The sequence below is a fragment of the Pseudomonas nitroreducens genome, assembly GCF_014204515.1.
Taxonomy (GTDB): domain Bacteria; phylum Pseudomonadota; class Gammaproteobacteria; order Pseudomonadales; family Pseudomonadaceae; genus Pseudomonas; species Pseudomonas nitritireducens_A.
On sequence record NZ_JACHLI010000003.1, the window covers coordinates 310,178 to 334,795 of the forward strand.

The 24,618-nt window shown below is 65.5% G+C and carries 25 protein-coding genes; 3 read left to right on the forward strand and 22 right to left on the reverse strand.

The window, feature by feature from the left end:
• Nucleotides 1-4: 4 nt before the first annotated feature.
• From pabC to HNP46_RS06335, 8 genes are all read right to left on the reverse strand, one after another.
• Nucleotides 5-820 carry an aminodeoxychorismate lyase gene (gene pabC, locus HNP46_RS06300; RefSeq protein WP_184586883.1) on the reverse strand — a complete coding sequence of 272 codons (816 nt, stop codon included), beginning with the start codon at nt 818-820 and terminating at the stop codon, nt 5-7.
• Nucleotides 820-2,064, reverse strand: a complete 1,245-nt coding sequence (gene fabF / locus HNP46_RS06305; RefSeq protein WP_184586885.1) for a beta-ketoacyl-ACP synthase II — start codon at nt 2,062-2,064, stop codon at nt 820-822. Before fabF ends, pabC begins: the two co-directional genes overlap by 1 nt.
• 118 nt (nt 2,065-2,182) lie before the next feature.
• Nucleotides 2,183-2,419: an acyl carrier protein gene (acpP, locus tag HNP46_RS06310; RefSeq protein ID WP_015477931.1), complete on the reverse strand. Its 237-nt coding sequence runs from the start codon at nt 2,417-2,419 to the stop codon at nt 2,183-2,185.
• A gap of 192 nt (nt 2,420-2,611) precedes the next feature.
• Nucleotides 2,612-3,355 (reverse strand): 3-oxoacyl-ACP reductase FabG, encoded by a 744-nt coding sequence (fabG, locus tag HNP46_RS06315; protein WP_037014455.1) that lies wholly within the window; start codon nt 3,353-3,355, stop codon nt 2,612-2,614.
• Nucleotides 3,356-3,369: 14 nt separating this feature from the next.
• Nucleotides 3,370-4,308: an ACP S-malonyltransferase gene (gene fabD, locus HNP46_RS06320; RefSeq protein ID WP_184586887.1), complete on the reverse strand. Its 939-nt coding sequence runs from the start codon at nt 4,306-4,308 to the stop codon at nt 3,370-3,372.
• A 104-nt stretch (nt 4,309-4,412) separates the two neighbouring features.
• A complete protein-coding gene (gene plsX, locus HNP46_RS06325) occupies nt 4,413-5,420 on the reverse strand; it encodes a phosphate acyltransferase PlsX (RefSeq protein ID WP_184586889.1) in 1,008 nt (335 codons plus the stop codon).
• 3 nt (nt 5,421-5,423) lie between these two features.
• Nucleotides 5,424-5,606 carry a 50S ribosomal protein L32 gene (rpmF, locus tag HNP46_RS06330; protein WP_184586892.1) on the reverse strand — a complete coding sequence of 61 codons (183 nt, stop codon included), beginning with the start codon at nt 5,604-5,606 and terminating at the stop codon, nt 5,424-5,426.
• Nucleotides 5,607-5,619: 13 nt separating this feature from the next.
• Nucleotides 5,620-6,150: a YceD family protein gene (locus HNP46_RS06335; RefSeq protein WP_184586894.1), complete on the reverse strand. Its 531-nt coding sequence runs from the start codon at nt 6,148-6,150 to the stop codon at nt 5,620-5,622.
• A 112-nt stretch (nt 6,151-6,262) separates the two neighbouring features.
• Here HNP46_RS06335 and HNP46_RS06340 point away from each other — a divergent pair, with 112 nt between their 5' ends.
• On the forward strand, nt 6,263-6,841 hold the full coding sequence (locus tag HNP46_RS06340; RefSeq protein WP_184586896.1) for a Maf family protein: 579 nt from the start codon (nt 6,263-6,265) through the stop codon (nt 6,839-6,841).
• Between the two features lie 81 nt (nt 6,842-6,922).
• On the opposite strand, the gene HNP46_RS06345 is transcribed toward HNP46_RS06340, so the two are convergent.
• The 3 genes from HNP46_RS06345 to rluC are packed head-to-tail and all read right to left on the reverse strand — an operon-like array spanning nt 6,923 to nt 9,553.
• A complete protein-coding gene (locus HNP46_RS06345) occupies nt 6,923-7,918 on the reverse strand; it encodes a S49 family peptidase (protein WP_184586898.1) in 996 nt (331 codons plus the stop codon).
• Nucleotides 7,918-8,604, reverse strand: coding sequence for an HAD-IA family hydrolase (locus HNP46_RS06350; RefSeq protein WP_184586900.1), 687 nt, complete (start codon nt 8,602-8,604; stop codon nt 7,918-7,920). Before HNP46_RS06350 ends, HNP46_RS06345 begins: the two co-directional genes overlap by 1 nt.
• Nucleotides 8,597-9,553, reverse strand: coding sequence for a 23S rRNA pseudouridine(955/2504/2580) synthase RluC (gene rluC / locus HNP46_RS06355; RefSeq protein WP_184586902.1), 957 nt, complete (start codon nt 9,551-9,553; stop codon nt 8,597-8,599). The genes HNP46_RS06350 and rluC overlap by 8 nt, the downstream gene beginning before the upstream one ends.
• 587 nt (nt 9,554-10,140) lie before the next feature.
• Between rluC and rne the strand changes: the two genes are divergently transcribed.
• A complete protein-coding gene (rne, locus tag HNP46_RS06360; RefSeq protein WP_184586904.1) occupies nt 10,141-13,350 on the forward strand; it encodes a ribonuclease E in 3,210 nt (1,069 codons plus the stop codon).
• Between the two features lie 320 nt (nt 13,351-13,670).
• On the opposite strand, the gene murB is transcribed toward rne, so the two are convergent.
• The 8 genes from murB to HNP46_RS06400 form a co-directional block, all read right to left on the reverse strand.
• Nucleotides 13,671-14,690 (reverse strand): UDP-N-acetylmuramate dehydrogenase, encoded by a 1,020-nt coding sequence (gene murB, locus HNP46_RS06365; protein WP_184586906.1) that lies wholly within the window; start codon nt 14,688-14,690, stop codon nt 13,671-13,673.
• Nucleotides 14,687-15,151: a low molecular weight protein-tyrosine-phosphatase gene (locus HNP46_RS06370; RefSeq protein WP_184586908.1), complete on the reverse strand. Its 465-nt coding sequence runs from the start codon at nt 15,149-15,151 to the stop codon at nt 14,687-14,689. Before HNP46_RS06370 ends, murB begins: the two co-directional genes overlap by 4 nt.
• Nucleotides 15,151-15,915, reverse strand: a complete 765-nt coding sequence (gene kdsB / locus HNP46_RS06375; protein ID WP_184586910.1) for a 3-deoxy-manno-octulosonate cytidylyltransferase — start codon at nt 15,913-15,915, stop codon at nt 15,151-15,153. Before kdsB ends, HNP46_RS06370 begins: the two co-directional genes overlap by 1 nt.
• A gap of 4 nt (nt 15,916-15,919) precedes the next feature.
• Nucleotides 15,920-16,105, reverse strand: a complete 186-nt coding sequence (locus tag HNP46_RS06380) for a Trm112 family protein (RefSeq protein ID WP_081519465.1) — start codon at nt 16,103-16,105, stop codon at nt 15,920-15,922.
• A gap of 48 nt (nt 16,106-16,153) precedes the next feature.
• Nucleotides 16,154-17,152, reverse strand: a complete 999-nt coding sequence (lpxK, locus tag HNP46_RS06385) for a tetraacyldisaccharide 4'-kinase (protein WP_184586912.1) — start codon at nt 17,150-17,152, stop codon at nt 16,154-16,156.
• Nucleotides 17,152-17,601, reverse strand: coding sequence for an ExbD/TolR family protein (locus HNP46_RS06390; protein WP_045211644.1), 450 nt, complete (start codon nt 17,599-17,601; stop codon nt 17,152-17,154). Before HNP46_RS06390 ends, lpxK begins: the two co-directional genes overlap by 1 nt.
• On the reverse strand, nt 17,598-18,233 hold the full coding sequence (locus tag HNP46_RS06395; RefSeq protein WP_017519262.1) for a MotA/TolQ/ExbB proton channel family protein: 636 nt from the start codon (nt 18,231-18,233) through the stop codon (nt 17,598-17,600). Before HNP46_RS06395 ends, HNP46_RS06390 begins: the two co-directional genes overlap by 4 nt.
• Before the next feature lie 71 nt (nt 18,234-18,304).
• Entirely contained in the window at nt 18,305-20,515 is a 2,211-nt protein-coding gene (locus HNP46_RS06400; protein ID WP_184587020.1) for a DNA internalization-related competence protein ComEC/Rec2, read from the reverse strand.
• Nucleotides 20,516-20,667: 152 nt separating this feature from the next.
• Here HNP46_RS06400 and HNP46_RS06405 point away from each other — a divergent pair, with 152 nt between their 5' ends.
• The gene (locus HNP46_RS06405; protein ID WP_184586914.1) at nt 20,668-21,198 is read left to right on the forward strand and encodes a DUF2062 domain-containing protein; all 531 of its coding nucleotides are present in this window, start codon (nt 20,668-20,670) and stop codon (nt 21,196-21,198) included.
• 172 nt (nt 21,199-21,370) lie between these two features.
• On the opposite strand, the gene HNP46_RS06410 is transcribed toward HNP46_RS06405, so the two are convergent.
• The 3 genes from HNP46_RS06410 to HNP46_RS06420 are packed head-to-tail and all read right to left on the reverse strand — an operon-like array spanning nt 21,371 to nt 24,574.
• Nucleotides 21,371-22,618, reverse strand: a complete 1,248-nt coding sequence (locus tag HNP46_RS06410; RefSeq protein WP_184586916.1) for a lipoprotein-releasing ABC transporter permease subunit — start codon at nt 22,616-22,618, stop codon at nt 21,371-21,373.
• A gap of 11 nt (nt 22,619-22,629) precedes the next feature.
• Nucleotides 22,630-23,328 (reverse strand): lipoprotein-releasing ABC transporter ATP-binding protein LolD, encoded by a 699-nt coding sequence (lolD, locus tag HNP46_RS06415; RefSeq protein ID WP_184586918.1) that lies wholly within the window; start codon nt 23,326-23,328, stop codon nt 22,630-22,632.
• Complete coding sequence (locus HNP46_RS06420) at nt 23,321-24,574, reverse strand: lipoprotein-releasing ABC transporter permease subunit (RefSeq protein WP_184586920.1); 1,254 nt, start codon at nt 24,572-24,574, stop codon at nt 23,321-23,323. Before HNP46_RS06420 ends, lolD begins: the two co-directional genes overlap by 8 nt.
• Nucleotides 24,575-24,618 lie beyond the last annotated feature (44 nt).

Below are 24,618 nucleotides of genomic sequence, written 5' to 3' on the forward strand. Positions count from 1 at the left end.
CGTATCAGGAATCCAGAAGTTCGCGGAGTTGGCCCTGCAGTTTACGGGTCAGCGGCCCGACCGGCCAAGCGTGCTCGGCAACGCCGCGCACCGGCCAGATACCGTAGAGACTGTTGCAGAGAAAGACCTCATCGGCCTGCGCCAGTTCGCTGTGCTCGATGTCACGGACGATGACCGGCAGGCCCAGGTCGCGAGCGCGCTGGAGTATCTCGGCGCGCATGACACCGGCGACGCCGCAGCGGCTGAGCTCGGCGGTTAGCAGCTCGCCCTGCTTCACCAGGAACAGGTTGCTGAACACGCCCTCGACGACGCGTCCGGAAACATCGCGCAGCAATCCTTCGGCGAAGGCCGGGTCGCTCCATTCGGCGCGGGCCAGGACCTGCTCCAGGCGATTGAGGTGCTTCAGACCGGCCAGCAACGGTTGCTCGGCCAGGCGGGTGACGCAGGGAAAGAGTGTGACGCCCTCCTCCCCGTTCCTGGCCGGATAGGCCGGCGCCGGCGAAGCCAGCAGCAGCCGGCGGACCTGAGCGTCGGCCTGCGGCGCATAGCCACGCAAGCCTTCGCCACGGGTCAGCATCAGCTTGGCGACGCCATCACCGAGCAGGGCGGAGAAACGCAGGAGTTCGTCTTCGACGAGGTCGAGCGAGACCGGCAGGGACAGGCGTCGAACGCCCTCCTCCAGCCGCGCCCGATGGCGTGCCAGCAGGCGCGGACGGCCTGCGGACACGCGGATGGTCTCGAACAGCCCATCGCCGTAGGCCAGCCCGCGATCACGCGCGGACAGGGCCTCGGCGCTCTGGCCGTCGATCCAGCTCAGCATCAGCCGTGGAACCGGCGGAACACCAGGGAGCCGTTGGTGCCACCGAAACCGAAGGAGTTGGACAGGGCAACGTCGATCGGACGCTCCTTGGCCTGATGGGCGACCAGGTCGAGGTCGCAGCCTTCGCTGGGGTTGTCCAGGTTGATGGTCGGCGGGGCTACCTGGTCGCGCAGGGCGAGCACACAGAAGATCGCCTCGACCGCACCGGCGGCACCCAGCAGGTGGCCGGTCATGGACTTGGTGGAGCTCATCGACAGCTGGTAGGCGTGGTCGCCGAAGATCGACTTCACCGCGGCGATTTCCGCGATGTCGCCGGCCGGCGTCGAAGTGCCGTGGGCGTTGATGTAGTCGACCTGCTCGGGGTTCAGCCCGGCATCGCGCAGCGCGGCCTTCATGCAGCGCGCAGCACCGGCGCCGTCTTCCGGCGGAGCGGTCATGTGGAAGGCGTCACCGCTCATGCCGAAGCCGACGACTTCCGCATAGATGCGCGCGCCGCGGGCCTTGGCGTGTTCAAGCTCTTCCAGCACCAGCGCACCTGCGCCGTCGGAGAGCACGAAGCCATCGCGATCCCGATCCCACGGACGGCTGGCCTTGGTCGGCTCGTCGTTGCGGGTAGACAGCGCGCGGGCAGCACCGAAGCCACCCAGGCCAAGACCGCAGGCCGCCATTTCGGAGCCGCCGGCAACCATCACGTCAGCGTCGCCGTAGGCGATGTTGCGCGCGGCCATGCCGATGTTGTGGGTGCCGGTGGTGCAGGCGGTGGTGATGGCGTAGTTGGGGCCCTGCAGACCGAGGTTGATCGACAGGAACCCGGAAACCATGTTGATGACCGAGCCGGGCACGAAGAACGGCGAGATGCGCCGCGGGCCCTGCTCGAACAGCGAACGACAGGTGTTTTCGATATTGGTCAGGCCGCCGATGCCCGAACCGATGGCAACGCCGATGCGCTCCCGGTTGGCGTCGGTGACTTCCAGGCCGGAATCACGCACTGCCTGGTAGCTGGCAGCCAGGCCGTACTGGATGAACAGGTCGAGTTTGCGAGCTTCCTTGGCGGACATGTATTGCTCGACGTCGAACCCTTTCACCGAGCCGCCGAAACGGGTGGCAAAGGCGGACAGATCCATGTGTTCGATCGGGGCGATACCGCTGCGCCCGGCGAGAATGCCTTCCCAACTGCTCGGCACATCCACACCCAGGGGCGACAACATTCCCATGCCAGTGATGACTACGCGTCTACGCGACACTGTGACTTCCTCTCATGTGTTTCACGGCAATAACGCCGGCAGAAGCCGGCGTTAAAGAAAAGCCGCACGCCTTTGCAGGCCGTGCGGCTTCTTTCGTCGGGGAACCGACGACTACGTCTTACGCCTGGTGGGCGACGATGTAGTCGATGGCTTCCTGAACGGTGGTGATCTTTTCGGCTTGCTCGTCGGGGATTTCGGTCTCGAATTCCTCTTCCAGAGCCATCACCAGCTCAACGGTGTCAAGGGAGTCGGCGCCCAGGTCTTCAACGAAGGAAGCGCTGTTGGTGACTTCTTCTTCCTTAACGCCGAGTTGCTCAGCAACGATCTTCTTGACGCGTTCTTCGATGGTGCTCATACCTTGTTTTCACTCCTATGGACAATCCGTACAGCTGGGCTGCGGGTAAGTGTATAGAAAGGGTTTTCTGCATTTCAAGCTGAACGCTGACGCCCCTTCCCGGCGACCCAGATGCTCTGTCTATTCCAGCGTCACAACGCTTGGAGAATTTTAGACAGCGCATATGACATCGCCACGAAGGAACTCGTCACATCAGCTCATGTACATTCCGCCATTCACCGGTACCGTGGCACCCGTAACGTAAGCTGCGCCCTCGGAAGCGAGGAATGCTACCACTTTGGCGATCTCTTCGGCTTGTCCAAGTCGACCCAGCGGAATCTGGCCGAGCAGCGCCTCACGCTGGGCCTCGGGCAGTTCGCGGGTCATGTCGGTGTCGATGAAGCCCGGAGCAACCGCGTTGACAGTGATAGCACGGGAACCGACTTCGCGTGCCAGGGCGCGGGTGAAGCCTTCCAGGCCGGCCTTGGCGGCGGCGTAGTTGGTCTGTCCGGCGTTACCCATGGCACCGACCACGGAGCCAATGTTGATGATGCGACCCCAGCGCGCCTTGGTCATGCCGCGCAGCACGGCTTTCGACAGACGGTAGAGGCTGTTGAGGTTGGTGTTGACGACATCGAACCACTCGTCGTCTTTCATGCGCATCAGCAGGTTATCGCGGGTGATGCCAGCGTTATTGACGACGATGGCCGGGGCGCCGGATTCCTTCTGGATGGCCTCGACCACGGCGGTCACGGACTCGTCGTTGGACACGTCCAGCACCATGCCCGAACCCTGGATGCCGTTTTCCTTGAGGTACTCGGAAATCTTCTGGGCGCCGGACTCGCTGGTGGCGGTGCCGACCACGGTGGCGCCCATGCGACCCAGTTCCAGCGCGATGGCCTGGCCGATACCACGGCTCGCGCCGGTAACCAGGGCAACCTTACCTTGCAGACTCATGCCTTATCTCCTGTTCAAGCCAGAGCCGCGCGGGCCGCGCCGAAGGCGTCCGCGGAATCCAGGTTGTGGGTGGTCACGCCCTTGGCGCAACGCTTGTTCAAACCAGCCAGCACCTTGCCCGGACCGCATTCGACCAGGTCGGTGACGCCCTTCTCGGCCAGCAGCTGCACGCTCTCGACCCAGCGCACCGGGCTGTACAGCTGCGCCAGCAGGTCGCGCTTGAGCGCGGCCAGATCGGCCGGAACCTGGGCAGTGACGTTCTGCACCAGGGCGATCTGCGGCATCTGCCACTGCACGGCCTCGACGGCCTCGGCGAAACGCTCGGCAGCCGGACGCATCAGCTCGCAGTGCGACGGCACGCTGACCGGCAGCGCGACGGCGCGCTTGGCGCCACGCGCCTTGCACGCCTCGATGGCACGCTCGACGGCCTTGGCGGCACCGGCGATCACCACCTGACCGGGAGCGTTGAAATTCACTGCGCTGACCACTTCGCCCTGGGCCGCTTCGGCGCAGGCGGCGAGTACGTCAGCATCATCCAGACCAAGGATGGCAGCCATGCCACCGGTCCCGGCGGGAACGGCTTCCTGCATCAGTTGGCCACGGCGCTCGACCAGCTTGACCGCATCGGCGAAAGCCAAGCTGCCGGCGGCGACCAGCGCGGAATATTCACCCAGGCTGTGGCCGGCAACGTAGGCCGGCTGCACGCCACCTTCGGCCTGCCACAGACGCCACAGGGCAATGGAGACGGTGAGGATGGCGGGCTGGGTCTTGTCGGTCTGGTTCAGGCGCTCTTCCGGGCCTTCCTGTACCAGCGCCCAGAGGTCATAACCCAGGGCAGCGGAGGCTTCAGCGAAGGTTTCGCGCACCACGGCATGCTGGGCACCCAGCTCGGCGAGCATGCCGAGCGACTGCGAACCTTGACCGGGGAATACGAAGGCGAGGGATGCGGACATTTCAACAGGTCCCTTTTGTCTGTGTCATCAAATGGATAACGCCGGCGAGAGCCTGGCGCATTGAACTGACAGTTGGATGACGGTCTGACGACCGCGGTCACACATTACAGCAGATGTTCCAGGCGACCATGCAGCCGCTGGGGCAGATTCTCGCGGACTTCCAGCAGCGCGCGGCGCAATGCGCTCTGGATGCCCTCTTCTTTCGCACTGCCGTGACTCTTCACCACGATGCCCTGCAAGCCGAGGAAGCTCGCGCCATTGTGCTGCGAGGGCGTGAGGTCGCCACGCAGCCGGCGCAGGAACGGCATCGCCATCAGACCGACCGCCTTGGCCGGCAGGCTGGAGCGGAACAGCTCTTCCAGGCGCGCGGCGACCATGGCCGCCAGCCCTTCGCTGGACTTGAGCAGGATGTTGCCGACGAAACCGTCGCAGACCACCACGTCGGCCAGGCCGCGATACAGGCCATCGCCTTCGATATAGCCGATGTAGTTCACTCCACGCGCCTGCTGCAGCAGGCTGGCGGCCAGCTTGACCTGCTGGTTGCCCTTGATGTCTTCGGTGCCGACGTTCAGCAGAGCGACCCTGGGATTGCTCTTGCCAAGTGCCTCCGCCGCCACCGCGCCCATGACGGCGAACTGGTAGAGATGCTCGGCACTGCAATCGACGTTGGCGCCCAGGTCGAGCAGATGGCAGTGGCCGGTCTGCGTCGGCACGGCCGTCACCATCGCCGGACGATCGATGCCCGGCAGGGTCTTGAGCAGGTAGCGAGAGAGCGCCATCAGCGCACCGGTATTCCCGGCACTGACGCAGGCATGGGCCTTGCCATCACGAACCAGTTCGAGGGCAACACGCATGGAGGAATCGGGCTTGCCACGCAACGCCTGGGACGGACGCTCGTCCATCGTGATGATTTCACTGGCGTGGTGAACGTGAAGACGCTGGCGCTCGACCGCAGAAAGGCCGCGCAGCTGTTCTTCTATCTGGGGAGCTTGGCCGACAAGGACCAGCTGGAGGGAAGCATATTCGGCCAGAAAGGAAATGCAGGCCGGAACAATGCAGTGGGGACCGTAGTCCCCACCCATTGCATCAATCGCGATGATTGGTGCGGACAAAGATTACTCGTCAGAGCCTTTGTCTACGACCTTGCGGCCGCGATAGAAACCGTCCGGGGAGACGTGGTGGCGCAGGTGAACTTCACCAGTGCTCTTTTCCACGGACAGAGCGCTCGCGTCCAGGGCATCGTGCGAACGACGCATGTCACGAGCGGAACGGGATTTTTTGTTCTGCTGAACAGCCATGATTGATTAACTCCTAAACGTTTGGGTCACGCTTCAACTGCGCCAGTACGCTGAACGGATTGGGCCGCTCTTCGACGTTCTCGCTCGGTTCGGGCGCTGTAGCGTATCCCACCGGCTGCTGGCAATCCTCAGGGTCATGGACCGGCACGATGGGCAAGGCGAGCAGCAACTCGTCCTCGGCCAGCGAGGTCAGGTCGATGGGGTCATCCCCCACTTCCAGCGCATCGTAGCCACTGGGCAGATCATCGATCGACTTGCCTTCCGGAATGATGACGTAATCATACGCACCACCCACATGGAAGTTGGCCGGCTCGAGACAGCGCTGGCATACCATGCTCACCTCGGCGTCGAGTTCGACGTGCATGACCGCCAGCTTCTGCTGATCACGGAAGAAGGAAAACTTCGCGTGAACATCGCCGTCACTGCTGGTCAGTTGCTCGCTGAGACGTGTCATCTTGGCGATCGGCAGCACACCCTCGAGGGTGGCGGCGCGCTCTACCAATTTGCGCGGATCAACGTGAGGTGGTATCGGTCCATTCAACATAAGCGCGCCATTATAGGGATGCACCCGAAGCTGTCAAAGGAAATTAGCCATAAACCGCTGTATGGACAGCCCTTTTCGCTAGAATCAGCACGACGCTCCGAAGGAATTCTCCATGCTACCCCTGATCCTTGCTTCCAGCTCGCCCTATCGCCGCGAACTGCTGCAGCGCCTGCGCCTGCCATTCGAATGCGCCAGCCCCGATATCGATGAAACCCCGCTGCCCGGCGAAAGCGCCGAGCAACTGGTGCGCCGACTGGCGGAAAGCAAGGCGCGCGCTCTGGCGAAGCGCTTTCCCGCACACCTGATCATCGGCTCGGACCAGGCCGCGGTGAACGGCGAACGCATCCTCGGCAAACCCCACGACATCGAGCGCGCCACCGAACAGTTGCTGGTCGCCAGCGGGCACAGCGTCAGCTTCCTCACCGGCCTGTGCCTGCTGAACAGCCAGACCGGCGAGGCCAGGGTCGACTGCATCCCTTTTACCGTGCATTTCCGCGAGCTCGATGAAGCGCGCATCCGCCGCTATCTCGAAGCCGAGAAACCATTCGACTGCGCCGGCAGCTTCAAGGCCGAAGGCCTGGGCGTCAGCCTGTTCCGCCGCACCGAAGGCGATGACGCTACCAGCCTGGTCGGCCTGCCGCTGATCCGCCTGGTGGACATGCTGCTCGCCGAACAGGTGCCCATCCCCTGAAACAGAAAGCCTGACGACAGAAACCGAAATGCAAAGGCCCGGCAATCGCCGGGCCTTTTCCTTCCTTATATAAGGAAGGCTTCAGCGCAGGGCCGGGCCCTGGAAGCCCATCCACAACGCCATGTGCTCGGCAACGCTGGCGCCCAGCTTCTTGGCGAAGCGATCGAAAGGTGAATCCTGCACGGTGTAGTCGACGATTTCCTTTTCCTTGACGATCTCGCGCGCGACGTAGCTGGTGCTGCCCAGGCCGTCGATCAACCCCAGCTGCAGCGCCTGCTCGCCAGACCAGATCAGCCCGGAGAACAGCTCCGGATGGTCCTTGTCCTTCAGGCGATCGCCACGCCCCTTCTTCACGCTGTCGATGAACTGCTTGTGGGTGACATCCAGCACCTGCTGCCAGAACGCGGTCTCATCCGCTTTCGGCGGCTGGAACGGATCGAGGAAGGCCTTGTGCTCGCCAGAGGTATAGAGGCGGCGATCCACACCCAGCTTTTCCATGGTGCCGACGAAGCCGAAAGTGGCCGCGGTCACGCCGATGGAGCCCACCAGGCTGGCCTTGTCGGCATAGATCTGGTCGGCAGCGCTGGCAATGTAATAGGCGCCGGATGCCCCGAGATCGCTGATGACCGCGTAGACCTTGATATCCGGATGCTCACCGCGCAGGCGCTTGATTTCATCGTAGATATAGCCCGACTGCACCGGACTGCCGCCCGGGCTGTTGATGCGCAGGATGATGCCCTTGGTGCCCGCATCCTCGAAAGCCGCGCGCAGCGCGCCGACGATATTGTCCGCACTGGCCGCCTCATTGTCGGCGATCATGCCCTTCACCTCGACCATCGCCGTGTGACTGGCGCCACGCGAAGCGGACTTGGACAGACCACTGAACGGACTGAACAGTGCCAGCGCGCCAAACAGGTAAACGAAGGTCAGCAGCTTGAAGAAAATCCCCCAGCGGCGCGACCGCCGTTGCTCCTGCACACCTGCCAGCACCGCCTTCTCCAGCAGCTTCCAGCTCTTGTCATCAGCCGCTGCCGACTGAACTGCCCTGCTATCGTCCGCCTTCCATTCATCCGACATCAGTTACCCACCTCAAGCTGCGGTTTCACCGAGCGCCTGGCCAACCAGGCGCGCAATTCATTGAAATGCCCCACTTCCAGCGCCGGAGCATACTCGCGAAGGATATCCAGCGACTGTGCACCGTAACCCACCGCCACCGAATCCATCCCGGCGCGGCGCGCCATCTCCAGATCGAACGGCGAGTCACCCACCATCAGCGCATCGCGGGCATCGACCCGGCAGTGCTCGAGAATCTCGTGCAGCATGCGCGGATCCGGCTTGCTCGCCGACTCGTCGGCGGCACGGGTGATATCGAAGAAATCGGTCCAGCCCTGCCCCGCCAGCACGCGATCCAGCCCACGGCGGTTCTTGCCGGTAGCCACCGCCAGTTGGTAACCCGCAGCGCGAAACTCCACCATCGCCTCGGCCACACCCGGGAACAACGGCGAAGGCTGCACCTCCAGGCTCAGGTAGTGATTGCCGTAGTCGAGACGGAAGCGATCCAGCGGCTCGCCGTCCACCACCTCGAGATACAGGGTCTGGATGGCTTCCGGCAGACCGAGCCCGATGATGCCCTTGATCGCCGCATCGCTGCGTTCAGGGAGGCCGGAATTGACCGCCGCCACGCGCATGGCCTCGACGATACGACCGATGGAATCCACCAGCGTGCCATCCCAGTCGAAGATCAGCAGGGAATACTCACGCATCCAGACGCTCCACGGTGCGCTGCCAGACCTCGTCCACTGGCGCTTCCAGCTCCAGCACCGCGCCATCGGGCAGCGGCACGCGCAGGTAAGCCGAATGCAGGAACAGGCGCTTGCCGCCCAGCTCGCGGATTTCGCGGGAGAAATCTTCATCGCCGTACTTGGGATCGCCAGCGATGGAGTGGCCGGCGTGCTTGGCGTGCACGCGAATCTGGTGGGTGCGCCCGGTGATCGGCCGCGCCTCCACCAGGGTGGCGAAGTCACCGAAGCGGCGCAGCACCTTGAACTCGGTCAGCGCTTCCTTACCCTCGGGATTCACTTCCACCACGCGTTCGCCGGAGCGCAGGTTGTTCTTCAGCAGCGGCACGGCGATCTGTTTCTTCGCTGCCGGCCAGTTGCCGCGCACCAGGGCGTGATAACGCTTGTCGACGATACGCTCGCCACGCAGGGCGTCGTGCAGGTGGCGCAGCATGCTGCGCTTCTTGGCGATCATCAGCAGGCCGGAGGTATCGCGGTCCAGGCGGTGCACCAGCTCCAGGTCCTTGCACTCCGGACGCAACTGGCGGAAAGCCTCGATGACCCCGTAGTTCAGGCCGCTGCCGCCATGCACGGCGATACCGGTGGGCTTGTTCACCACGATCAGTGCCTTGTCCTCGAAGACGATGGACGCCTCCAGGCGCTCCAGCAGGCCCTGGGCCAGCGGCACCGGCTCGTCGCGCTCGGCCAGGCGCAGCGGCGGAACGCGGATCACATCGCCCGCCTGCAGCTTGTACTCGGGCTTGATACGTCCTTTATTCACCCGTACTTCGCCCTTGCGCAGGATGCGATAGATCAGCGTCTTGGGCACGCCCTTGAGCTGGGTACGGAGGAAATTGTCGATGCGTTGGCCGGCATACTCCGGCGCGACTTCAAGCAGCTGGACGCCGGAAGTCGGAGGGGCGGGATTAGTCATCCGTCCATAATATCAATTTTTCATTCAATTGAAGCACTTAATCATTGCTGCTATATTCGGGAGGCCGCCAAAAGTGGCCAGGCCTGCGGATGATCGCGTAATCGCCATCCCCAACCGCCTGCAAACACATTGAATGGACACGAGGCAGTCCCCGGAAGCGTTGCAACGGCCCGAGCGATTCTCGCGCCGACAGCGCCTCGAAACCCAGGCCTTCAGACATGACCACGGCAGCCAAGGTCGCCGTGATAAAAGCCAACCCCGCTCCCGGATTCAGCGAGTGGCACCCGGCTCTTAAGGGAAATGTGCAGGGCGGAGATGCACAACTGTCGGATTGCGTTGCCTTCATGCCTCCATGCCTTGAACGTAGACGCACTATATCGTCCGCATCTGACAGCCAATTCCTCCTCCTGATGAATGCTTGTTCTGACAAAACAAGCAGGAAACGTAGTCGCGGCACAGCAGATACTTCCTGCTGCCGCTGGACACGGGAACGGTCCGCCGTTCCTGAGTACGTGCCTTAGCACCGACCGTGAGAGTCGTGTGTGCCGATCGCCGTTTCCGGTGGCCCCGGAAACCATTGGTACTACATGAAAAGAATGCTGATCAACGCAACTCAACCCGAAGAGTTGCGTGTAGCGCTGGTAGACGGCCAACGCCTGTTCGACCTGGACATCGAGTCCGGCGCGCGCGAACAGAAGAAGGCCAACATCTACAAAGGCCGCATCACCCGCATCGAGCCGAGCCTCGAAGCCGCATTCGTCGACTTCGGCGCCGAACGCCACGGCTTCCTCCCCCTCAAAGAAATCTCCCGCGAGTACTTCAAGAAGAACCCTGAAGGCCGCATCAACATCAAGGACGTCCTGAGCGAAGGCCAGGAAGTCATCGTCCAGGTCGAGAAAGAAGAGCGTGGCAACAAGGGCGCCGCCCTGACCACCTTCATCAGCCTCGCCGGCCGTTACCTGGTGCTCATGCCCAACAACCCGCGCGCCGGTGGCATCTCCCGCCGCATCGAGGGTGAAGAACGCAACGAACTGCGCGAAGCCCTGAACGGCCTGACCGTTCCCGGCGACATGGGCCTGATCGTCCGCACCGCGGGCCTGGGCCGCAGCTCCGAAGAGCTGCAATGGGACCTGGACTACCTGCTGCAACTGTGGGGCGCCATCAAGGAAGCCTCCGGCGAGCGCAGCGGCCCGTTCCTGATCTACCAGGAAAGCAACGTCATCATCCGCGCCATCCGCGACTACCTGCGCCAGGACATCGGCGAAGTGCTGATCGACAGCATCGACGCCCAGGAAGAAGCGCTGAACTTCATCCGCCAGGTCATGCCGCAGTACGCGAGCAAGGTGAAGCTGTACCAGGACAGCGTTCCGCTGTTCAACCGCTTCCAGATCGAGAGCCAGATCGAAACCGCCTTCCAGCGCGAAGTGAAACTGCCTTCGGGCGGCTCCATTGTCATCGACCCGACCGAGGCCCTGGTGTCCATCGACATCAACTCGGCGCGCGCCACCAAGGGCGGCGACATCGAGGAAACCGCGCTGCAGACCAACCTGGAAGCGGCCGAGGAAATCGCCCGTCAGCTGCGTCTGCGTGACATCGGCGGCCTGATCGTCATCGACTTCATCGACATGACCCCGGCAAAGAACCAGCGCGCCGTGGAAGAACGTGTCCGCGAAGCCCTGGAAGCCGACCGCGCCCGCGTACAGGTCGGCCGCATCTCGCGCTTCGGCCTGCTGGAAATGTCCCGTCAGCGCCTGCGTCCGTCCCTGGGCGAGACCAGCGGCATCGTCTGCCCGCGCTGCAACGGCCAGGGCATCATCCGTGACGTCGAATCCCTGTCGCTGGCCATCCTGCGCCTGATCGAGGAAGAAGCCCTGAAAGACCGCACCGCCGAAGTTCGTGCGCGCGTGCCGTTCCAGGTTGCCGCCTTCCTGCTCAACGAGAAGCGCAACGCCATCACCAAGATCGAGCTGCGCACCCGTGCGCGCATCTTCATCCTGCCGGACGACCACCTGGAAACCCCGCACTTCGAAGTCCAGCGCCTGCGCGACGACAACCCCGAACTGCTGTCCGGCCACGCCAGCTACGAGATGGCCCCGGAAGAGCACGAGGAAGTCCAGCCGGTCAGCGCCACCCGCACCCTGGTTCGCCAGGAAGCCGCAGTGAAGACCGTTTCCCCGCAGACCCCTGCCCCGCAGCAGACCGCCGCTGAAGCACCGGTCGCCGTTGAAGCCACCAAGCCGATGCCCGAGCCGAGCCTGTTCCAGGGCCTGGTGAAGTCGCTGGTGGGCCTGTTCGCCGGCAGCAAGCCGGAACCGACCCCGGCTGCCGCCGAGAAGCCGGCCACCGAGCGCAGCGAAGGCCAGGGCGAGCGTCGCAACGGCCGTCAGCAGAACCGTCGCCGTGACGGTCGCGACGGCAGTCGTCGTGATGACGAGCGTAAGGAGCGTGGCCGTCGCGATGAGCGTGGCGAGCGCGCCGAGCGTCCTGCCCGCGAAGAGCGTCAGCCCCGTGAAGAGCGTGCCGAGCGCCAGCCGCGCGAAGAGCGTCAGCCCCGTGAAGACCGCCAACCGCGCGAAGAGCGTGCCGAGCGTCAACCGCGCGAGGAACGCCAGCCGCGTGAAGAGCGCGCCGAACGTCAGCCACGCGAGGAACGCCAACCGCGTGAAGAACGCGCTGAGCGCCAGCCGCGTGAAGAGCGTCAGCCCCGTGAAGAGCGTGGCGAGCGCGCCGAGCGTCAACCGCGTGAAGAACGCCAGCCGCGCGAAGAGCGTCAGCCTCGCGGTGAGCGTGGCGAGCGCACCGAGCGTCAGCCCCGTGAAGAGCGCCAGCCGCGCGAAGACCGTCAGGCTCGCGATGCCGCCGCCCTGGAAGCCGAAGAGCTGCCGAACGAGGAGCTGCTGGATCAACAGGACGACGAAGGCTCGGACGACGAGCGTCCGCGTCGCCGTTCCCGTGGCCAGCGCCGCCGCAGCAACCGCCGTGAGCGCCAGCGTGAAGCCGGTGTGGATGGCGTAGAAGGTGCCGAAAGCGAAGTGAGCAGCGCCGAAGGCAATGCCGATCAGGCCACCTCCGACACTCCGTCGCCGGCCGCCATGGTCGCTGCCGCCGCTGCCGCAGTCGCCGTTGCCGAAGCCACCACCGAGCAGGAGCAGCCCGCTGCCCAGGCTCAGGAAGAGGCGCAGCCGCTGGAATCCGGTGTGGTTGAAGCCGTGCGCACCGAAAGCGCCCTGGAACAGACCATCGAGTTCCTCGCCAAGCCCGCCGAACAGGCTGCCGAGCCGGTAGAAGCCGCTGCCAGCGAGATCGTTGAAGTGGCTGCTGTCGAGCCGACCGTCGCCGAAGTGGAGCCCACTCCGGCCGCCGAGACCGTGATCGAAGCCGTCGCCCAACTGGTCGAAGAGCCCAAGGTCGAAGCTCCGGTAGCTGCCGAAGAAGAAGCCCCGGCTGCTGCTCCGGCTGCCGCCGAAGACGCTGCCCCGGCCGTTCCGGCCAACGCCACCGGCCGTGCCTCCAACGACCCGCGCGAGCGTCGTCGCCAGGAACGCGCTGCCCGCGAAGCCGCCGCTGCTGCAGCCGCTGCCCCGCAGGTCGAGCAGGCTCCGGTAGCCGAAGCCGTGGTCGAAGAGACCGCAGCCGAGGAAGCTGAAGTCGTGGTCGAGCCGGCTGCCGAAGTAACCGCCGAGACTGTCGAGATCGAAGTGGTGAACGAGACTGCAGCTGTCGAGCAGGCTGAAGGCGACAAAGCCGAGAAGACCGAGGAAGAAGAAGGCTCCGTGGTGGAAAAACACCACAGCTGATCACTTCCTTGATCGGAAAAAGGGGATGCATCTGCATCCCCTTTTTTATTGCCTGCGCGCCGTAGTTCAGCGCCACCCCAAGATTGGCTGCCGGCGCGATGCGGGCCTATCGCGGACGGAGTCCGCTCCTGCGATAAGCCTGGCTCCTAAGAACAGACCTTAATCTGTAGGAGCGAGCTTGCTCGCGAATGGAGTCAAAAGGCCGCGTCGGCGCTGGGCTGTTCGCGAGTAAGCTCGCTCCTACGAAAAGCCTTTTGTGTGCTGGAGCGCGGCACAAAAAAGGGATGCCATTGGCATCCCTTGATCGAATCGCAGCGACCTCAGTAGAGGTTCGGCTCCATTTCCAGCTCCACGCCGAAGCGCTGAAGGATATCGTCGCGGACGCGGATAGCCAGAGCGTGCAACTCAGCCCCCGTGGCACCGCCATAATTGACCAGCACCAGCGCCTGTTGCGCGTGCACACCGGCGGCACCGTCGCGGAAGCCCTTCCAGCCCGCCTTGTCGATCAGCCAGCCAGCCGCCAGCTTCATCTGGCCATCGGCCTGGGGATAGGCCACCAGATCGCTGTAGCGCTCACGCAGCACATCGGCCTGCCCGGCGGACACCAGCGGATTCTTGAAGAAGCTGCCGGCATTGCCCAGCACCGCCGGGTCAGGCAGCTTCTCGCGGCGAATGGCGCAGATCACCCGCGACACATCGGCCGGCGCCGGCGCGGTCACGCCCTCCTCCGCCAGGCGCTGGCGCACTGGGCCATAGTCCAGGTGCAGTTGCGCCGTGCGGCTCAGGGCAAAGCGTACCCGCAGGATCAGCCAACGCCCCGGCTCGCGCTTGAAGCGGCTCTCGCGGTAAGCGAAGGCGCAGTCCTCCACACCGAACCCGCGCAGCTCGCCACTGTGGCGATCCAGCGCGGTCAGGCCGGCGAACACGTCCTTGATCTCGACGCCGTACGCGCCGATGTTCTGCATGGGCGCGGCACCCACGGTGCCGGGAATCAGGCTGAGGTTTTCCAGGCCGCCCAGGCCCTGGGCCAGGGTCCAGCGTACGAAATCATCCCAGACCTCACCGGCCTCGGCCTCCACTACCACGCGCTCACCGTCGTCGCTGAGGATACGGACGCCGCGCGAAGCCATGCGCAGCACCAGCGCGTCGATGTCGCGGGTCAGCAACAGGTTGCTGCCGCCACCGATGATCATCAGCGGCAGGCCCTTTTCCGCAGCGGCGGCAATGCCTGCGCGGACTTCGTCGTCATCCTGGGCCTGGGCGAACCAGCGTGCCGCGACTTCCACCCCGAAGGTGTTGTAGGGCTTGAGGGAGATGCGTTCTTGCAGTGGCAGCGTCACAGGCGTCCCTTCACTTCCGTCAGCAGGCCATCGCAGCCCCGTTCCACCAGGTCGAGTACCTGCTCGAAGCCATCCTCGCCGCCGTAATACGGATCAGGGACCTCGTCGACTTCCAGGTCGTAGCGGCGCAGGAACAGGTCCAGTTCCGCTTTGCCGCTACTGCCACGCAGGCTCTTCAGGTCGCGCAGGTTGGCGTGGTCCATGGCCAGGACCAGGTCATAGCGGGAGAAATCCGCCACGCTGACCTGCCGCGCCCGCAGGCTCGACAGGTCATAGCCGCGGCGCAGCGCGGCGGCGCGGGTGCGCGCGTCCGGCGCCTTGCCGATGTGCCAGTCGCCGGTGCCGGCCGAGTCGATTTCGATGCGTTCTTCCAGGCCGGCTTCACGGACCTTGTGGCGGAATACGCCCTCGGCCGTGGGCGAGCGGCAGATGTTGCCCAGGCAGACGAACAGAACCTTCATCAGGCCCCCAGGATGCGCCGGACGCGCTCCAGGTCTTCCGGGGTATCGACGCCGGCCTGCGGTGCTTCCAGGGCGTCAGCGACGTGGATACGCACGCCGTGCCAGAGTGCGCGCAGTTGCTCCAGGCATTCGGTGTCTTCCAGCCAGCACGGGCCCCACGCCACGAAATCGCGCAGGAAGCGTGCACGGTAGGCGTAGATGCCGATGTGACGGCGATACGGCACGTTGGCCGGCAGCGACTCGCGATCCACCGCGAAGGCGTCGCGCGCCCAGGGCAGCGTGGCGCGGCTGAAGGTCAGGGCCAGGCCGTTCTTGTCGCTGACCACCTTGACGATGTTCGGGTTGAACAGCGCCGCCGGGTCGTGGATCTCTTCGCACAGGGTGGCGATGCCCGCTTCCGGGTGTGCCGCGAGGTTGGCAGCCACCTGGTCGATGATCGAAGGCGGCACCAGCGGCTCGTCGCCCTGCACGTTGACCACGATGGCGTCGTCGGCCAGGCCCAGCGCGTCGGCGACTTCCGCCAGGCGGTCGGTGCCGGAGTTGTGGTCGGCGCGGGTCAGCACCACCGGGGCACCGAAGCCCTGGCAGGCATCGAAGATGCGCGCATCGTCAGTGGCGACCACCACCTGGGTGGCCGAGCTTTTGCCGGCCTGGGCCCAGACATGCTGGATCATCGGCTTGCCGGCGATGTCCTGCAGCGGCTTGCCGGGCAGGCGGGTGGAGGCGAAGCGAGCGGGAATGACGACGGTGTAGGCCTGGCTCATGGGATTACTTGTCCAGACGTTCGTCGACGTTCAGGGTGCGCGCCTCACCTTCGAGCATCACCGGGATGCCGTCACGCACCGGGTAGGCGAGGCCGTCGGTCTTGCAGATCAGCTCGGACTTGTCGTCGGTGAGCTTGAGCGGGCCCTTGCACAGCGGACAGGCGAGGATATCGAGGAGTTTCGGGTCCATGGTGCGTTCCTTGAGCTTTGAACAGAGTGAAGCAGGGACGAGGGCCGATCAGCGGGCGACCAGGCGCTCGAGCTGGGCATCGAACCAGGCGACGAAGGCCGGCGAGGGCTGCGCTTCGACGGCGAGGTACCACCAGTCGGGCGCGGCAAAGGACCGGCATTTCACCGCGTCCTTCTCGGTCATGACCAGCGGCAGTTCCGGCGTGAAGCGCAGCTGCTCGGCGGTATAGGCCGCATGGTCGGGGAAGGGATGCGGAATCGGCCGCCAGTTTAGCGCCTCGAGCGTTGTGAAGAAACGCTGCGGGTTGCCGATTCCGGCCAGGGCGTGCAGCGCTTGCCCGGCGGGGAAATGCTCGACGCCGCGGCGCTCGCCGCTGGCCAGGTTGACCAGGGCAGAAGGTCGCAGGACGAAGGAGAAGGCACCCGGCGGATCGCTGGGTGCGCCGTTGTGCAGCACGGCATCGACGTCGGCCAGTCGCTCGGCCGGCTCGCGCAGCGGCCCGGCGGGCAGGCAGCGGCCATTGCCCAGGCCGCGGGCGGCATCGATCAGCACCAGTTCCAGGTCGCGGGCCAGGCGGTAGTGTTGCAGGCCGTCATCGCAGAGGATCAGGTCCAGCGGCTCTTCGGCCAGCAGCGCGCGCACGGCGCTGGAGCGATCCGGGTCGATCATCAGCGGCACGCCGCTGCGGCGCACGATCATCAGCGGCTCATCGCCGGCCTCTGTTGCCGACTGCTCGGCACGTACGCGCCAGGGCGTCTGCGGTGGCTTGGCGCCATAGCCACGACTGACCACGCCGACCTTCAGCCCACGGGCGCGGCAGTGTTCGATCAGCCAGAGGATCATCGGCGTCTTGCCGGTGCCGCCGACGGTGATATTGCCGACCACGATGATCGGCACCGGCGCGCGGTAGGCCGGCCTGGCGCCGGAGAGGAAGTCCTGCCGGCGGCCCTGAGCGACGCGCCGGTAGAGCAGTTCGAGCGGCTTGAGCAGGGCCAGGGCGGGATGGCCCTTGTACCAGGCGTCGAGCAGGCGGTCGGAGAACGCCATCAGGGGGTCTTCTTGTCCGCCCGGGACTCGATGGTGGTGATGCGCAGGTGGGTGAAGCCCAGCTTGCCGGCCGCATCCATCGCGGTGACCACGGACTGGTAGTCCACCTTGCCGTCGGCGGTGATCACCACCGGCAGGCTGTTGTCGCCGGCGGACTCGCGCTGCATGGCGTTCATCAGGTTTTCCAGGTCGTCGCGCGCCAGGCTCTGGCCGTTGAGCGCGTAGTGCCCTTCGAGGCTGATGGAGATTTCCAGCTGCTTGATCTCGGTGGCTTCGGGCGGCGTGCCGCTGACCGCCTCGGGCAGTTCGACCTTGAGCTGCGAGGGCTTGGTGAACGAGGTGGCGACCACGAAGAACAGCAGCAGCACGAAGATCACATCGATCAGCGACGCCAGGTTGATGAAGACGTCCTCGCGGGCCGCTCCGCCCGCTCTGCGGCGGAATTTCACGCTTTGCCTTCCTCGACGAAGTCGACTTCGCGGTCGCCCTGGGTCACTTCCACCAGCTTGATGGCTTCCTGCTCCATGGCGATGACCAGCTCATCGACGCGGCGCAGCAGGTAGCGGTGGAAGAACACCGCCGGGATCGCCACGATCAGGCCGGCCGCGGTGGTGATCAGCGCCTTGGAGATACCGCCGGCGAGCATCGGCGCGTTGGCCATGCCGTCGCCCATGAAGGCGCTGAAGATCTGGATCATGCCGAACACGGTACCCAGCAGGCCGAGCAGCGGGGCCATGGCGGCGATGGTGCCCAGGGCATTGAGGTAGCGCTCCAGCTCGTGGATGACGCGGGACGCGGCTTCCTCGATGCACTCCTTCATGATCTCGCGACCGTGCTTGGAGTTGGCCAGGCCGGCAGCGAGGATTTCACCCAGCGGGGAAGACGCGCGCAGGTCCTTGAGGGCCTGGCTGTTCATCTTCTTGTCCTTGATCTGCTTCCACACCTGGCCGAGCAGCTGCGGCGGGGCCACACGGCTCAGGCGCAGGGTCCACAGACGTTCGGCGACGATCGCCATGGCAGCGACGGAGCTCAGCAAGATCGGCAGCATCATCCAGCCGCCAGCTTTGACCAGTTCCCACACAGTGGTGAATCCCCTGAAAAAAAGTGGCGCCACTCTAGCACAGGGGCCGTGGCGAGCCGACCGCCCCGGTCTCAATTTTCCTGCCAGAAATGTGCGCCTTCCCGCACTCCCCGGACCTCGCCATGGGTGCCGAGGGTCAGGGTCAGCGCGCCCTGCTCCGCCGTATCCTGAATGTGGATGCCCAGCGCATGGAAGCGCTCGACGACCGACGGATGCGGGTGGCCGTAGGGGTTGTTGGCGCCACGGGAGATGATCGCCGTGCCCGGCTGGATCGCCCGCAGGAAGGCCGGCCCGGAGGAGCTGCGGCTGCCATGGTGGCCGGCCAGCAGCCAGTCGATGTGCTCGCCTGGATGCGCCGCCAGCCAGGCCAGCTCGGCGGCTTGCGGCAGGTCACCGGTGAGCAGGAGGCGCTCGCCATCGGCTTCGATCTCCAGGGCGCAGGAGCGGTCGTTGCTTTCCCGCGCGCCCTGCCATGCCCAGCTGGAGAAGCGCACGCCGTCGATGTTCCAGGCTTCGATCCGACAAGGGCTGGCTGCCAGCTCCGACGGCAGGCGGTCCGGCTCGCCGCTGATGACCCGCGCCGGGTGCAACGAGCGTTTCACCGCGGGCGCACCGCCGGCATGGTCGTTGTCCGCGTGGCTGAGCATCAGCAGGTCCAGCCGGGCAATGCCCAGACTGCGCAGAGTGGGCACGACTACGCGCTCACCGATATCGAAGTCGCCGTTACGCGCCCCGGTGTCGTACAGCCACACCTGGCTATGCGTATGGATCAGCACCGACAGCCCCTGCCCCACGTCCAGCACGCGGATTTCCGCCCGCCCCGGCGCCGGTAAGGTCACACCGGGCCAGAACACCGGCAGGAACATCGCCACGCCCAAAGCCCGTACAGGCACGCCCGCCGGAGCCAACAACAGCAGGGCGCCGAGCATCGCCAACGCCAGCGCCCAGGCCGGCGCGGCCACCGGCTGCCAGGCCGGAGCCAACCCGGCCATCCAGCCCAGCAGGCGGAACAGTAGCTCCAGCAGTCCGCCCGACAGCCACAGCAGTGCCTCGCCCAGCGAGGGAATGCCCAGTGCCAGGCTGCCCAGCAGGGCCAATGGCACGACGACCAACTCCACCCAGGGCACCGCGATCAGGTTGGCCACCACCCCGGACAGGCTCAACGGCAGCCCCAGGGCAATGGAGGCCGGCAACAGTCCGACCGCCATCAACCATTGCGCGCGCAGCCAGGTACGCCAGGCGCTCCAGCGTCCCAGGCGCCCAGAGAAACCGAAGATCAGCAGCGCCACCGCCGCATAGGACAGCCAGAAGCCGGGCAACAGCACCACCAGCGGCTCCGCCAGCAGGACCACCAGCAAGGCACCGAGCAAGGGCGTCCACAGGCCACGATGGCGATAGCGCAGGCGCCACAGCAGGACGATGGAGACCATCACGCAGGCGCGCTGCAACGGCACGTCGAAGCCGGCCATCAGGCTGTACGCCCAGGCCCCCGCCGCGGCCAGCCCACAGGCACAGGGCAGCCAGGGGATGCGCGCCGGCCAGCAGCCCCAGCGCGCCAGCCCGGCCACCAGGGCGTAGAGCAGCCCCGCCAGCAGCGAGATGTGCGAGCCGGAGATCACCATCAGGTGCAGGGTCCCGGTGTCCTGCAGGACCTGCCAGTCCGCTGTGGTCAGCCCCGAGGCATCGCCCAGCACCAGGGCTGCCAGCGCTCCAGAGCGGCCATTCGCGTCCACTGCCAGCAGACGCTTGCGCCAGGCCTCACGCCAGGCGCTGGGGCCGCTGGCGGTTTCCAGCCGCTGGCCGTCCTTGACGCTGCCGGTGGCGCCGATGCGCTGGGCGGTGAGCCAGGCCTCGTAGTCGAAGCCGGCGCCGTTGGCCATGCCGTGGGGACGCTTGAGCTTGACCGCCAGCCGCCAGCGCTCGCCGCCTTCCACCGGCGGCCCGCCGAACCAGGACAGGCGCAGCGTGGCGGGAACCTTCGCACGAGGACTGGAGACGTCGGTGAGCATGAAACGCACGGAAGGCCCGGAGCGATCCGGCAGGCCCTCCACCCTGCCCTCCAGCCACAGCGTGCGGCCATCCAGCTCCGCTGCCAATCGGTCATCCAGCGCCCACTGCGCCGACACACAGGCCCAGGCGAAACCGAGGAGGAACAGGCCGATGCAGTAGCCGCGGGTCAGCAGCAGCGGCAAGCCGATCAACCCGAGCACCAGCAGGGCCCAGCCGGCCGGCAGCGTCGGCAACCCGCGCAGCGCCAGCAGGCCGAGGGCCAGCGAGAACATCCCTGCAAGTGGCAACGAAGCGCCTCCCGGCTCCCGGCGCAACCGCCGATCCGCTTGGCCTGCGGCGGTTACACACGGACATGATTGGCAACCAAAGACTGTCACCTAGCTAGGCATAATGGTGCGTCGTCCGTCTGCCAGAGATTTCCTCCATGCCGCGCCGAATCTTCAAGCGCTACATGCCGGATCCGGAAAGCATCAGGAACCACAAGGGCCTGCGTTTTCTCGGACCGCTGATCCAGTCGCCCAACCTCTGGCACCTCAATCGCCGCTCCGTGTCACGCGCCATGGGCATGGGGCTGTTCGCCGCCTTTATCCCGATCCCGCTGCAGATGCTACTGGCCGCATCGCTGGCCGTGTGGGTGCGGGCCAACCTGCCGATCTCGGTGGGTCTGGTCTGGCTGACCAACCCGATCACCATGCCGCCGGTGTTCTACTGCACCTACAAGATGGGCGCCTGGGTCATGGGCATCCCGGCACGCGCCCTGCCCGAACACCTGACCTGGGAATGGATCAGCGGCGAGTTGTCGATGCTCTGGCAGCCGTTCCTGCTCGGTTCGGTGATCTGCGGCATTCTCGTCGGCATCCTCGGCTACCTGGCGACCGAAGGTTACTGGCGCTGGTGGATCGGCCGCAGCTGGCGCCGGCGCCGGGCGTTGCGCAATCTGCAGAACGGCATCTGACGAGACGCCCGTAGGAGCGGACTTCGTCCGCGATCGTTTCATATCCGCTCAGACCAGTCAGGGAGCGCGGCCAACCCATCGCGGACGAAGTCCGCTCCTACGCCACGTCCACCAACCAGCTGCAGACACAAAAAAGCCGCCCCGAAGGGCGGCTTTTTCGTGGGCTGGTGGATCACTCGTAACGCAGCGATTCCGCCGGCTGGGTCGAGGCCGCGCGCCAGGCCGGATACAGCGTGGCGAGGAAGCTCATCGACAGCGCCGCCACGCAGATCAGCACGATGTCGCTGATCTGCGGGTCGGACGGCAGGTAGTTGATGAAGTAGATGTCCGAGTTGAACACGTGGGTGCCGGCGACGCGCTCCAGGGTCGAGACGATGGCGGTGACGTTGTACGCCGCCAGCACGCCGAGCACACAGCCGATCACGGTGCCGATCAGGCCGATCACCGTGCCCTGCACCATGAAGATCGCCATGATCTGCTTCGGTGTGGCGCCCAGGGTGCGCAGGATGGCGATGTCCGCGCGCTTGTCGGCCACCACCATGATCAGGGTGGCGATGATGTTGAAGGCGGCGACCGCGACGATCAGCAGCAGCAGCAGGCCGATCATGGTCTTTTCCATCTTCATCGCGCTGAACAGGCTGCCCTGGGTGTGGGTCCAGTCCACCGAGCGGTAGCCGTCGCCCAGCTGTTTGGCGATGGCCGCGCCGACTTCCGGCGCCTGGAACAGGTCCTTCAGGGCGATACGCACGCTCTGCACCTGGCCGGGCTGCCAGCGCAGCAGACTGGCTGCGTCGTCCACGTGGATCAGCGCCAGGCTGCTGTCCAGCTCGGCGCCGACCTTGAAGATGCCGACCACGTTCAGGCGCTGCATGCGCGGGGTGATGCCGCCGGGCGCGGTGCTCGGCTCGGGGACGATCAGCAGCAGGCTGTCACCGACGTTGACGTGGAAGCGCCGCGCGGTGATCTCGCCGATGACCACGCCGAACTCGGTGGCCTTGAGGTCGTCCAGGCTGCCGCGGACCATGTGCTGGCCGATGATCGACACCTGGGTTTCCAGCGCCGGATCGACGCCATCCACCTCGATGGGCTGCATCATGCCCTTGTAGGAGAGCATGCCGTCGACTTCGGTGTAGGGCACCGCGCCGACGACCTTCGGGTTCTGCTTGGCCACCGCGGCCACGCGCTGCCAGTCGTCAAGCGGACCGCTGGTCTGCTGCAGCACCGCATGGGGGACCATGCCGAGGATGCGCGAGCGCATTTCCTTCTGGAAGCCGTTCATCACCGAGAGCACCACGATCATGGCCAGCACGCCCAGGGCGAGGCCGATCATCGAAGTCAGCGAGATGAACGAGATGTAGTGGTTGCGTCGCTTGGCACGGGTGTAGCGGGTGCCGATGAAGACGGACAGGGGTCTGAACATTCCGGTTTCCTTCAGGCGGCGACCAGCCGACCCTCTTCCAGGCGCAGCACGCGATCCATCTGCTCGGCGAGGCGGGTGTCGTGGGTCACCACCAGGAAGGCGGTGCGCAGGGACTGCGACAGCTCCAGCATCAGTTCCTGGATACCGTGGGCGGTGTGCTGGTCGAGGTTGCCGGTGGGCTCGTCGAGCAGCACCAGTTTCGGCGTGTTGACCAGGGCGCGGGCGATGGCCACACGCTGGCGCTCACCGCCGGACAACTCGGCCGGCTTGTGGCTCAGGCGATGGCCCAGGCCGACGCGTTCCAGCAGCGCGGTAGCACGCTGGCGCGCTTCCGGGATCGGCGTCTTGCCGATCAGCAGCGGCATGCAGACGTTCTCCAGGGCGGTGAACTCCGGCAGCAGGTGGTGGAACTGGTAGACGAAGCCCAGCGCGCGGTTGCGCAGCAGGCCGCGCTGCTTCTCGTTCAGCGCCGACAATTGCTCGCCGGCCAGCCAGACGCTGCCGGTGCTGGGCGTATCGAGGCCGCCGAGCATGTTCAGCAGGGTGCTCTTGCCCGAGCCGGAGCTGCCGACGATGGCCACGCGCTCGCCGGGCAGCAGTTCCAGCTGCACGCCGGAGAGCACCTCGACCGACTGCGGGCCTTCCTCGTAGCGCTTGCCGAGGTCGCGGCAGCTCAGGACGGCCTGGTCGTTGGGGGTCGGCTTACTCATAACGCAGGGCCTCCGCGGGCTGGGTGCGGGCCGCACGCCAGGCCGGATACAGGGTGGCGAAGAAACTCAGGATCAGCGCGGCGCTGCACACCAGGATCACGTCCTCGCTCATCAGCTGCGAGGGCAGGTAATCGATGAAGTAGACGTCCGCGTTGAGGAACTTGTGGCCCAGCAGGCGCTCCAGCAGGGCGATGGCGGAGCTGACGTTGAGCGCCGCGAGGATGCCCAGCACGCCGCCGATGAAGGTGCCGATGACGCCGATCACCGTGCCCTGGACCATGAAGGTGGCCATGATCTGCCCCGGCGTGGCGCCCAGGGTGCGCAGGATGGCGATGTCGGCCTTCTTGTCGGTGACGACCATGACCAGGGTGGAAATGATGTTGAACGCGGCAACCGCGACGATCAGCAGCAGCAACAGGCCGATCATGGATTTCTCCATGCGGATCGCCTGGTACAGGTTGCCGTGGCTGCGGGTCCAGTCGCGGGCGAAGTAGTCGTTGCCCTTCAGCGTGCGGGCGATTTCCCAGGCGGTGCGCGGCGCCTGGAACAGGTCGTCGAGCTTCAGGCGCAGGCCTTCGACCTGACCTTCCTTGAGGCGGCGCAGGCGCGCGGCATCGTCGATGTGGACCATGGCGACGTAGCCGTCCAGCTCGCCGGCGCCCACGTGGAAGGTGCCGACCACGGTGAAGCGCTTCATGCGCGGGAACACGCCGGCCGGGGTGACCGAGACTTCCGGGGCGATGAAGGTGACCTTGTCGCCCAGCTTCACGCCGAGGTTGGTCGCCGCCTTGTCGCCGATGATGATGCCGAACTCGCCGGGCTTGAGGCTGGCCAGCGAACCCTGCTGGAAGAACTGGTCGATGATCGAGACCTTGCTCTCCTCGTTCGGGTCCACCGCATTGATCAGCACCTTCTGCACCGTGCCGCCGGCGCTGAGCAGGCCCTGCATCTGGATGAAGGGCGCGACTTCCAGCACGTTGGGATGCTGCTGCTTGATCTGCCCGGCGATGCCCTGCCAGTCGGCGATCGGCTGGTAGGACTCGACCGTGGCGTGGGGAACCATGCCCAGCACGCGGGTGCGCATCTCGTGGTCGAAGCCGTTCATCACCGAGAGCACCACAATCATCACCACCACGCCCAGCGCGAGGCCGATCATGGAGGTCAGCGAGATGAAAGAAACGAAGTGGCTGCGGCGTTTGGCGCGTGTGTAGCGCGTTCCGATGTAGACGGAAAGGGGTCTGAACATGTGGGGCCGAATGAGAAGGTGAAGAGTGCGTCGGGCGTCAGATC

Bases quoted from the DNA above. Each gene is read 5' to 3' on its own strand.
- pabC (WP_184586883.1), bottom strand. From the start codon at position 820: ATGCTGAGCTGGATCGACGGCCAGAGCGCCGAGGCCCTGTCCGCGCGT.
- acpP (WP_015477931.1), bottom strand. From the start codon at position 2,419: ATGAGCACCATCGAAGAACGCGTCAAGAAGATCGTTGCTGAGCAACTC.
- fabG (WP_037014455.1), bottom strand. From the start codon at position 3,355: ATGAGTCTGCAAGGTAAGGTTGCCCTGGTTACCGGCGCGAGCCGTGGT.
- fabD (WP_184586887.1), bottom strand. From the start codon at position 4,308: ATGTCCGCATCCCTCGCCTTCGTATTCCCCGGTCAAGGTTCGCAGTCG.
- rpmF (WP_184586892.1), bottom strand. From the start codon at position 5,606: ATGGCTGTTCAGCAGAACAAAAAATCCCGTTCCGCTCGTGACATGCGT.
- HNP46_RS06335 (WP_184586894.1), bottom strand. From the start codon at position 6,150: ATGTTGAATGGACCGATACCACCTCACGTTGATCCGCGCAAATTGGTA.
- HNP46_RS06340 (WP_184586896.1), top strand. From the start codon at position 6,263: ATGCTACCCCTGATCCTTGCTTCCAGCTCGCCCTATCGCCGCGAACTG.
- HNP46_RS06345 (WP_184586898.1), bottom strand. From the start codon at position 7,918: ATGTCGGATGAATGGAAGGCGGACGATAGCAGGGCAGTTCAGTCGGCA.
- HNP46_RS06350 (WP_184586900.1), bottom strand. From the start codon at position 8,604: ATGCGTGAGTATTCCCTGCTGATCTTCGACTGGGATGGCACGCTGGTG.
- rluC (WP_184586902.1), bottom strand. From the start codon at position 9,553: ATGACTAATCCCGCCCCTCCGACTTCCGGCGTCCAGCTGCTTGAAGTC.
- rne (WP_184586904.1), top strand. From the start codon at position 10,141: ATGAAAAGAATGCTGATCAACGCAACTCAACCCGAAGAGTTGCGTGTA.
- HNP46_RS06370 (WP_184586908.1), bottom strand. From the start codon at position 15,151: ATGAAGGTTCTGTTCGTCTGCCTGGGCAACATCTGCCGCTCGCCCACG.
- kdsB (WP_184586910.1), bottom strand. From the start codon at position 15,915: ATGAGCCAGGCCTACACCGTCGTCATTCCCGCTCGCTTCGCCTCCACC.
- HNP46_RS06380 (WP_081519465.1), bottom strand. From the start codon at position 16,105: ATGGACCCGAAACTCCTCGATATCCTCGCCTGTCCGCTGTGCAAGGGC.
- lpxK (WP_184586912.1), bottom strand. From the start codon at position 17,152: ATGGCGTTCTCCGACCGCCTGCTCGACGCCTGGTACAAGGGCCATCCC.
- HNP46_RS06400 (WP_184587020.1), bottom strand. From the start codon at position 20,515: ATGTTCTCGCTGGCCCTCGGCCTGCTGGCGCTGCGCGGGTTGCCGACG.
- HNP46_RS06405 (WP_184586914.1), top strand. From the start codon at position 20,668: ATGCCGCGCCGAATCTTCAAGCGCTACATGCCGGATCCGGAAAGCATC.
- HNP46_RS06410 (WP_184586916.1), bottom strand. From the start codon at position 22,618: ATGTTCAGACCCCTGTCCGTCTTCATCGGCACCCGCTACACCCGTGCC.
- lolD (WP_184586918.1), bottom strand. From the start codon at position 23,328: ATGAGTAAGCCGACCCCCAACGACCAGGCCGTCCTGAGCTGCCGCGAC.
- HNP46_RS06420 (WP_184586920.1), bottom strand. From the start codon at position 24,574: ATGTTCAGACCCCTTTCCGTCTACATCGGAACGCGCTACACACGCGCC.